The sequence below is a fragment of the Peribacillus sp. NPDC097198 genome, from assembly GCF_044762055.1.
Taxonomy (GTDB): domain Bacteria; phylum Bacillota; class Bacilli; order Bacillales; family DSM-1321; genus Peribacillus.
In genome coordinates, this window is the sequence record NZ_JBIWDO010000011.1 from 103,046 (window position 1) to 111,515 (window position 8,470).

General features: G+C 35.8%; 9 protein-coding genes. 8 read left to right on the plus strand and 1 reads right to left on the minus strand.

Annotation, left to right across the window (positions count from 1 at the left end; genetic code table 11):
* Positions 1 to 12: 12 nt before the first annotated feature.
* Positions 13 to 1,020, minus strand: coding sequence for an ABC transporter substrate-binding protein (locus ACIQXQ_RS17550; RefSeq protein WP_402959182.1), 1,008 nt, complete (start codon positions 1,018 to 1,020; stop codon positions 13 to 15).
* Positions 1,021 to 1,527: 507 nt separating this feature from the next.
* Between ACIQXQ_RS17550 and ACIQXQ_RS17555 the strand changes: the two genes are divergently transcribed.
* The 8 genes from ACIQXQ_RS17555 to ACIQXQ_RS17590 form a co-directional block, all read left to right on the plus strand.
* The gene (locus tag ACIQXQ_RS17555; RefSeq protein WP_402959184.1) at positions 1,528 to 2,061 is read left to right on the plus strand and encodes a flavin reductase family protein; all 534 of its coding nucleotides are present in this window, start codon (positions 1,528 to 1,530) and stop codon (positions 2,059 to 2,061) included.
* Positions 2,058 to 3,521 (plus strand): 4-hydroxyphenylacetate 3-hydroxylase family protein, encoded by a 1,464-nt coding sequence (locus ACIQXQ_RS17560; protein ID WP_402959188.1) that lies wholly within the window; start codon positions 2,058 to 2,060, stop codon positions 3,519 to 3,521. The genes ACIQXQ_RS17555 and ACIQXQ_RS17560 overlap by 4 nt, the downstream gene beginning before the upstream one ends.
* Positions 3,522 to 3,555: 34 nt before the next feature.
* Positions 3,556 to 4,101: an FAD synthetase gene (locus ACIQXQ_RS17565; protein ID WP_402959190.1), complete on the plus strand. Its 546-nt coding sequence runs from the start codon at positions 3,556 to 3,558 to the stop codon at positions 4,099 to 4,101.
* Between the two features lie 38 nt (positions 4,102 to 4,139).
* Entirely contained in the window at positions 4,140 to 4,571 is a 432-nt protein-coding gene (locus tag ACIQXQ_RS17570) for a RidA family protein (protein WP_402959192.1), read from the plus strand.
* 79 nt (positions 4,572 to 4,650) lie between these two features.
* Entirely contained in the window at positions 4,651 to 5,340 is a 690-nt protein-coding gene (locus tag ACIQXQ_RS17575) for a DUF1028 domain-containing protein (RefSeq protein WP_402959194.1), read from the plus strand.
* Between the two features lie 16 nt (positions 5,341 to 5,356).
* Positions 5,357 to 6,634 carry a Zn-dependent hydrolase gene (locus ACIQXQ_RS17580; RefSeq protein WP_402959197.1) on the plus strand — a complete coding sequence of 426 codons (1,278 nt, stop codon included), beginning with the start codon at positions 5,357 to 5,359 and terminating at the stop codon, positions 6,632 to 6,634.
* 38 nt (positions 6,635 to 6,672) lie between these two features.
* Positions 6,673 to 7,098: a GlcG/HbpS family heme-binding protein gene (locus tag ACIQXQ_RS17585; RefSeq protein ID WP_402959199.1), complete on the plus strand. Its 426-nt coding sequence runs from the start codon at positions 6,673 to 6,675 to the stop codon at positions 7,096 to 7,098.
* A gap of 672 nt (positions 7,099 to 7,770) precedes the next feature.
* A partial coding sequence (locus tag ACIQXQ_RS17590; protein WP_402959201.1) for a TauD/TfdA family dioxygenase occupies positions 7,771 to 8,470 on the plus strand: 700 nt, incomplete at its 3' end.

An 8,470-nucleotide genomic window follows, 5' to 3' on the forward strand; every position in this document is an offset into this window, starting at 1 on the left:
CTACCACCTCCTTCATTCAATAAAAGAATAATCTATTAAATCTTCAATGTTCGGCTCTTTATCAATAATCTTTTGTTCTGTCCATAATTCAGCGCCCAATTTTGTTAATTCGTAAAGTTGACCTGGATTTTCTTTTGTACCAACGTATTCGCGTGCTTTCTCTTTATCGTATAGAGTAACGCCACTTAAAGCTTCCTTAAATTCCCCATCAGTTTGTCCCATTGCTTTTGCCATTATCGAAATAGCATCTTCTTCATTTTTCTTGAAGTATTCAATGGCATCAAACCAAGATTTCACAAAACCTTTTACCTGATCTGGATTTTCCTCTACATAATCTTGCTGAAGAGCAAAGGAACTAGCAATGATTCCAGGTGTTTCTGCACTAGTCATTAACACATGGCCAAAATCTGTATTCTTTACATTCGTTAACCACGGTTCCCAAGTAATAGCTGCATCTACTTTATTTGCGATAAACGCTGCACCCGCATCGCCACTACTCATACTTTGGATATCCATATCACCCATGCTCATACCTTCTTGTTTCAGCAAATAATTAAACCAAAAGAAACTAGCTCCTCCATCTGTCTGTACAGCTACCTTCTTACCTTTTAAATCTTTAAAACTTTTAATCTCTTTCTTGGCAACAATACCATCACCACCACTTGATTCTTCCGTACTAATTACTTGCACCAGTGGGATATCACGTGCCGCAGCTACTACCTGAGAATCAATCGTTCCACCAATTCCTTGTATTCTATTAGCTGCTAATGCACTCAAACGATCTGATGAGCTTTCAATCCGCGTTATCTTAACATTCACACCATTTTTTTCAAAAAATCCTTTTTCCTCTGCAATATAGAAAGGAGCATACCCAACCCACGTTGAGAAAGCGATACTAAGCTCCTCTTCATGACTGACTGAATTTTCAGTCTTTTTTTCTGTTGAAGAGCTACTAGATTGACAACCGGCACTAATTAGCAGTAATACAATCAATGTTATGAATAGAAAAGATTTATTCATTCTTTCATCCCCCTCTAAATTAAATCATTCGTAAAAGGAAATATACCGACCACGAATCCACTTTTTACTATAGCTGAAATACAGAGAAGGTTGAAAATCATTAGATTTAGTAGAATTCTTCACAAACTGCTGTATTAACTAGCGTCACTCTAAACATGTAATATTTAATAACATTATTTACAAAACAGGAAAATAAACAACCTCCTTTACAAATAGGCTATAAGTACTGTTGATGCAGATTTTCCAGATTGTATATTCCAATATTGGAACATAAAGGGAAATATTCTTAAATTATTTATACTTCTTCAAAACTGCTTTGTCAATCATATTTGTAATGTTTTATAACATATAAAATAATTTTGTTAATTTTTATGACATTTAAAAATTAATAAACTTAACACGAATTATATTGACTGTATTTTCAGAATTTTATATATTTAATTTAAGGAACAATTAGAGAATTATTCCTTAAATAATTATAAATGGAAAGAGTGGTGAAAAACGTACATGAGTGCTAACCAAGCAACAGGCAATGTTACTTCCGAAACTTTTAAACCCATAATAAGTAATTTCGCAACTGGTGTTTCTATTATTACAGTACGACATAATAAAAAAGATTACGGTCTAACAGCAAGCGCTGTTTGTTCCGTATCATTGGATCCTCCCATGCTTCTTATTTGTGTCAATCAAAATACCGGAACACAAAAAGCTATTATGGAGGCCGGATCGTTTAATGTTCATATTTTAGGAAAGCAACAAGGAGACTTAGCATTAAAATTCTCAAAATCCCATACTGACAAGTTTGAAGACCTTGTATACTCATATAGCGATTTGGGAAATCCTCTTTTACCTAACGTAGTAGCTCAAATTGAATGTCAACTGCATAAAGAGATGTCTGGAGGTACACATTCTGTCTTTTTAGGAAAAGTTCATTCAGCTAAGTCGATAACAGAAAATCCATTACTCTACCTTAAAGGTCAATTTGGTGAATTTACACATCTAAAACAAGAAACTTTTAAACCGAAGGAGGAGACAGTATGACTTTAATGACAGGAAAAGATTACAAAGAAACTATAAATGACGGCCGTGAAGTCTACATAGACGGCGAAAAGGTTACAAACGTAGCTGAACATCCAGCATTTAAACCAATTGTTGATGTAAAAGCCAGAATGTATGACATGGCATATGAGCCACATCATAAAAACATCTTAACCACTACATTAAAAGACGGCGAAATAGTTTCACGGGCGTACAAAGCCCCAACGACAAAAGATGATCTATCAGCCATCCGCACACATGTAGAAACCATTCTTGATGACCTTGGTGGAGTTGTTTATCGAGTCGGTGATGAAACAATTGGCGAAATGTGGTCATTATACGATGCTAAGGATAAATTGAATGAAATTGATCCGACCTACGCTAAAAATATCGAATACCATATCGATCGTGTAGCAAGAAAAGATTTATTCCATGTATCAGCCAATACAGATCCAAAAGGGGATCGAAGTAAATTATTTGCTGGAAAAAATGGCGGTACACTCCTTCATGTCGTGGAAGAAAATGATAAAGGGATTATCGTCAAAGGGGCTAAATTTGAGACTGCTGCTGCCTATGCTCATCAAGCATTCGTCAAACCCACTATATTAGATTGGAATGCCGGTGAAGATACAATGGCACCTTTTGCATGCGGCTTCATTTGCGACATGGGCTCTCCTGGATTAAAACATATTTGTCGTACCTCTCTTGGTCAAGATAAAAACCCTACAGACTATCCAATCTCTACAAAATTTGAAGAAATCGACACATTACTCATTTTTGATCACGTCCTAATCCCTTGGGAAAATGTCTTATTTCATCGCTCATTAGCATCTGCCGCCTATATCCGTTCCACGCTACATCGTTACTCAGCTTTTAACTACGTCCTTAGAATGTTGCGAAGAGCTGATTATTTAATTGGGACAGCTGCATTAAATGTAGAACAAACAGGGCTCACACAATTGCAAGCAGTAAAAGAAAAGCTCTCTCAACTAATTGGCTATAGAGAAGGAATCAATGCTTTTCTAACAGCAGCTGTCGCAAATGCAGAACAAAGTCCTGGCGGATTAATGATGCCAAATCAATCACTCCTATATAACGGTAGAGTATTCGCTTTATCACAATTCCCTGCCATGGCACATTTAACTAGAGAACTAGTAGGCGGCCAATTAGCTGTTACACCGGACTACAATACTATGTCTGATCCCGTCATCAAAGATTATATCGATGAATATTACGCTGTGGGCGATTGGGGTGCACAAGAAAGAGGGAAGTTATTGTACTTTGCGAGAGACTTATTAAATTCCTCTTATGCAGGTCACAGAACAACCTTTGAACTATTTGCTCAAAGTCCTCCATTCGCACAACAACTAGCAGCTTTCACTAATTTCGATATGGAGAAACAACGTGAATTAGTTCGTAAAGCAGCAGACTTAACCCCCTCTATCCCCGTGACTAGCGCCTAGGAATCGAATGGGATCCGAAAGGAGACGGTGTCCAGTGGAAATTCATGATCCAGGCAATATCAAGCTTCCCGAATCCATTCTTACTATTGGTGCGCTAGATGGTATCCATAAAGGGCACCAATTACTATTAAACACAGCAAAAGAACGCGCCAAAAAACTTGGCGTTCCCTTTGTTGTATATACCTTTGATCCACCTCCGAAAGTCTATTTTACCGATTGTTCACTTTTAACTACGTTAGAAGAAAAACTTCAGCTCCTTGAACATTTAGGAGCTGAGCATGTCATAATCGGAAAATTTAACGAGGCTTTTACTAGACAGGAAGTTCCCATATTTATTGAAGAAGTAAAACGACTTCATCCAATTGAAATATGGGAAGGACCTAACTTTATGTTCGGTAAAGATCGAAAAGGAAATAATGACGTTTTACGACGCTATTTTAGAGTGGAAGTTCTACCCCCTCTTAAATGTATAGATAATAAAATGATATCTTCATCACGTATCCGTCAGCTATTAGATGAAGGTCGATATTCTCAAGCTCAAGATTTGCTTGGATGGGATACTTTACGCATTATCCTATAAAAACTTATAGCCTCTGAAAATAGAAAGGAGAATATCTAATGGAAATTAAACGATACCATAAATTCGAGACAAATAAATTTTATCCTTCCAACATGGGTGAAGAATCTCACCATGTAACAAATGAATTTAGTATGGTCGTCCGTGCTGGAAATCATATTTATATGAGAGGTCAAACAGCTTTTGATTTAGAAGGTAATTTTCATGGGGAAAATGATGTTGTAGAACAAACAGAAAACGCCTGTCGTTGTATAAAGCAGCTTCTTGAAGAAGCTGGCGGAAAGATGGAAGATGTTTGTAAACTAACTACCTATGTAACAGATCGTTCTTATCGAAAAGAAGTATACAGTGTGATTGCCAAACACTTTAAAGGTGTGTATCCAGTTAGTACTGGCCTTGTCGTTCAAGGCCTAGCACTTCCAGAAATGTTGGTAGAAATTGATGTTGAAGCCGTAATTAGCGATAAAGAATAGTAAAATAGAAAAATTTTATAGAACTTACGAATAAAAGAGAAGTAATCATTTCTTGCTTCTATTGGAAGGAGGATTTTCCATGAAAATAACTAGCACATTTTCAATTGCAGGACGTTGCGAGTCTACAAACGCTTTAGGCGCTATCGTTACCTCAAGTAGTCCAGCTGTTGGAGCCAGATGTCCTTGGATTAAATCCAATGTAGGAATAGTACTAACCCAAAATGTAACAGACCCTCGTCTAGCGGACATTGGACTTTCAACTTTAGAGCAAGGTTATAATGCACATGCCGCAATTCGAACAATGAAAATTGCCTCAGATTTTCCAGAGTTTAGACAACTAGCTGTCGTAGACTCTAATGGCGAAGCTAGTGTGTTTACTGGTGAAAAAGCCCTCGGGATTCACGGAGAATTTTATGCAAAAAACGTAGCATGTATTGGAAATCTTTTAAGTGTTGCGGTAATACCAACAGCGATGGGGAATTACTTTATAAAAAGGACAGACCTTTCTCTAGCCGATCGCTTAATAGCATCACTCGAAGTTGGTTTTGACATGGGGGGTGAGTTAGATCAAGAACGCTCCATCTCCCTTCTTGTTTATCTACCGGATATCCCTTTTGCTTATATAGATTTACGTGTCGATGACAGCGACCATCCTCTTAATGATTTAAAAAAGCTATGGGATATTTATAAACATCAAGCCGAAGACTATAAAACAAGAGCAATCCAACCAGAACAAGCCCCTTCCTACGGTGTAATAGGTGATAAATAGATTAGGAGAATTGCAGGTGAAACACTTGAGGAATTTAACAAACAAAGTAGATGTTCAGATAAATAGTAATAGATTATTGTCTGACATCCATAAATATGCACAATATGGAAAAAACCTTCAAGGTGGTGTGACACGACCTAGTTTCTCTATAGCTGACCAAGATGTACGAACTTTATTTATCCAAGAATTGGAAAGTATTGGATTAGAAGTAAACATAGATGGTGCCGCCAATATATGGGGAATAAAAAAAGGAAATCAAAAGAAAAAAGGCAGCATTGTTATCGGCTCCCATTTAGATTCTGTTCCCAATGGAGGGGAATATGATGGACCCTTAGGTGTTCTTATGGCAAAAGAAATAATACAAACATTGATTGACCATAATATTACGCTTAATCATGATGTTGAAATTGTCTCTTTTACTGCAGAAGAAACAAACGATTTTAATCTATCCACTTTTGGTAGTCGATCATTTGTGGGGAGCTTAACAGCTGACAAATTACAGAATATCTATGACACAAAAGGAAATTCACTTCATTCGGAACTTAAAAAAGTTGGCGGGAATCTTAATCAATTTGCAAAAATGGAGGAAATGCGAAGAAGTAAAAAGGTTTTTATTGAACTTCATATCGAACAAGGTAAGAGATTAGAAAGAAACAACATGGCCGTGGCAGTAATAGATAAAGTGGTTGGGACGTATCGAAGTAAGGTAAAAGTGATTGGAGAATCCAATCACTCTGGAACAACAATGATGGAAGATCGGAAAGATGCACTAACAGCTACAGCAGAAATGATTCTTTCAATTGAACGTTATTGTAATAACATTGACAATGGTGTAGTCGGAACAGTCGGAACATTGAATGTATTTCCAAATACAGCGAACATTATCCCTGGAATAGTTAACTTTATCTTTGAAATAAGAGGAAGTTCAGAAGAACAAATAGAGAAAGCAATAAAAACAATTCAAGAGATTTGGCAATCCATCGCTAAAAAAAGAAAAGTAAACGTTTATCAGGAAGTTTTCCTGAATCAAAAACCCGTTGTTTTAGATTACGACCTTGTTAAGATTCTCCAGAAAACAGCACAGGAAATGTCTGAACCATATATGACTTTCTCGAGCATGGCCGTACATGATGCTGCACATATGTCAGCAATTGCAAAGTCAGTCATGATTTTCGTTAAAAGTATTGATGGAAAAAGTCATTGTCCAGAAGAATATAGTCATGCTGATGACATTGAAAAAGCCGGTAACCTAATGTTACAAAGCATCCTTAAGATTGATCAAGAACTAGTGTAACAATCCATTATATTTTAAGAATTAATAGGAGGATTCTCATGAAAAAATTAAATTTAAAATTAGCAAAGCATTTAATTGCCGCAGCAGAACAAAAAGCAAATAACCTTAATCTATCTATGGTAATCTCTATTGTAGATGAAGGTGGAAATTTACTTGCTGTTCATCGTATGGATGACGCTTGGCTAGCCAGTATAAGTATAGCTCAAAACAAAGCTTGGACTTCTGTAGCATTAAAAATGCCAACATCAGCATTAGCTAATGCCACTACGCCTAATGCTGAACTATTTGGCTTAAATACAACCAATAATGGAAGAATAGTCGTTTTTGGTGGAGGAATCCCACTCGTTAAAGATGGAAAAGTCATTGGTGCTGTCGGCGTAAGTGGCAGTAGCGTACCAAATGATATTCAAGTTGCCGAGGCAGCTATTAAAGCTTTTGAAGAACTAGCATTAGTTAACAATTAGCATCATCACAAAAGAGCATCGTAGGATGCTCTTTTGTGATGATGAATTAGTTCATGATATAACTATTTTTAAAACTTCAACCGAGTATCTTTCTCTGTAAATATACAGAGGTGGTTGCAAAAAACATCGTCATAATAGCCATATTAATGTCTATGTAAGTGAACTAACTGTAACTGTCAGATAAATTCGAAGACTTTTTGCTAATTTGAGATGAAAACTTTACTGGAAATTAGAACATGCACATTATCACTTAACACGGAGCCTCTACGGGCAAGATGATCAGCATGAAGCCAGATGCACCAAAAGTTTATCTGGCTCAGCCAAAATAGGCTATCATGCCCGCCTCTCCAAATAAAGGACACGTCATTACTGGAAAATAGTGTTCAGTCTTATTCAGCATTTTTAGTTAAGCAAGTGTTCATTTCTACTTGGCGGTTGCAGTAACCTTCTCTTCTCTTCACTATATTACTAATGGTTCTAAAGAAAAAATTGTATTATTATAAAGGTGCTGTCCCAAAAGTCATTTTCATGACACCTGGGACAGCACCTTATTCTTGGTGAGTGTTTATAACGTGTATCATGTAAACTCTTAAAAAGATCTTTTAGACATAGCAAACATAAAAATAAGTAACGTAGAAAACAATTATGTATCAAATAAGGAGAGATTTGTAGATGGATGTGACTATTAAAAAGTTAACACATGAAAATATATATACAAAAAAATACTCTAATAAAGATATAAATATAGTGAAAGTCTATGATATTTTCAATGCTTCTACTTTAAATCAATTAATTCATGATTATTCAAATAATGGTTTTGCAATCTTTGAGTTAATGGATATGGAGGTAAACCAGGAAACCTTAAAGCAATTTACTGACTCTTTAGGATTGGGAGCTGCCTACATTCCTAGTACTTACAATAATAAATCATTTTACTCAAAAAAAGGATTTAACCTCATAACTAAAAATAAACATGATCAAAGTCATAAAGCTTTTAATACTTCTTCAGAACAAGAACTCCATTCAGATGGTACTTTGGAACCGATTGGATTTATAAAAACTTCTTTATTGTTTTGTGAGTCTCAAGGTTTAAGTGGAGGAGAGAATACTTTATTTAATTCAGTTGGAGCTTTTTATGATATGCTTATAAATTGCTCTAATATCGGCTGGTCAATGCTAAACGATAGTAGTCTTCGTAGGTATAGTTATATTAATAATGATCAAAATATAGGTCCTACATTTTCAATTAAAGAAAATCAAATAATATCTAGATTTTCTTTAGATAATACTAGTGACTGGAATTATGGATTTGAAAATGTCCCGAATTTAGAAAAAGCATATTCTTTTCTCCAGGGTTTAATTTATGAGGGTT

Coding starts and splice junctions, on each gene's coding strand:
- ACIQXQ_RS17550 (WP_402959182.1), bottom strand. CDS start 1,020: ATGAATAAATCTTTTCTATTCATAACATTGATTGTATTACTGCTAATT.
- ACIQXQ_RS17555 (WP_402959184.1), top strand. CDS start 1,528: ATGAGTGCTAACCAAGCAACAGGCAATGTTACTTCCGAAACTTTTAAA.
- ACIQXQ_RS17560 (WP_402959188.1), top strand. CDS start 2,058: ATGACTTTAATGACAGGAAAAGATTACAAAGAAACTATAAATGACGGC.
- ACIQXQ_RS17570 (WP_402959192.1), top strand. CDS start 4,140: ATGGAAATTAAACGATACCATAAATTCGAGACAAATAAATTTTATCCT.
- ACIQXQ_RS17575 (WP_402959194.1), top strand. CDS start 4,651: ATGAAAATAACTAGCACATTTTCAATTGCAGGACGTTGCGAGTCTACA.
- ACIQXQ_RS17585 (WP_402959199.1), top strand. CDS start 6,673: ATGAAAAAATTAAATTTAAAATTAGCAAAGCATTTAATTGCCGCAGCA.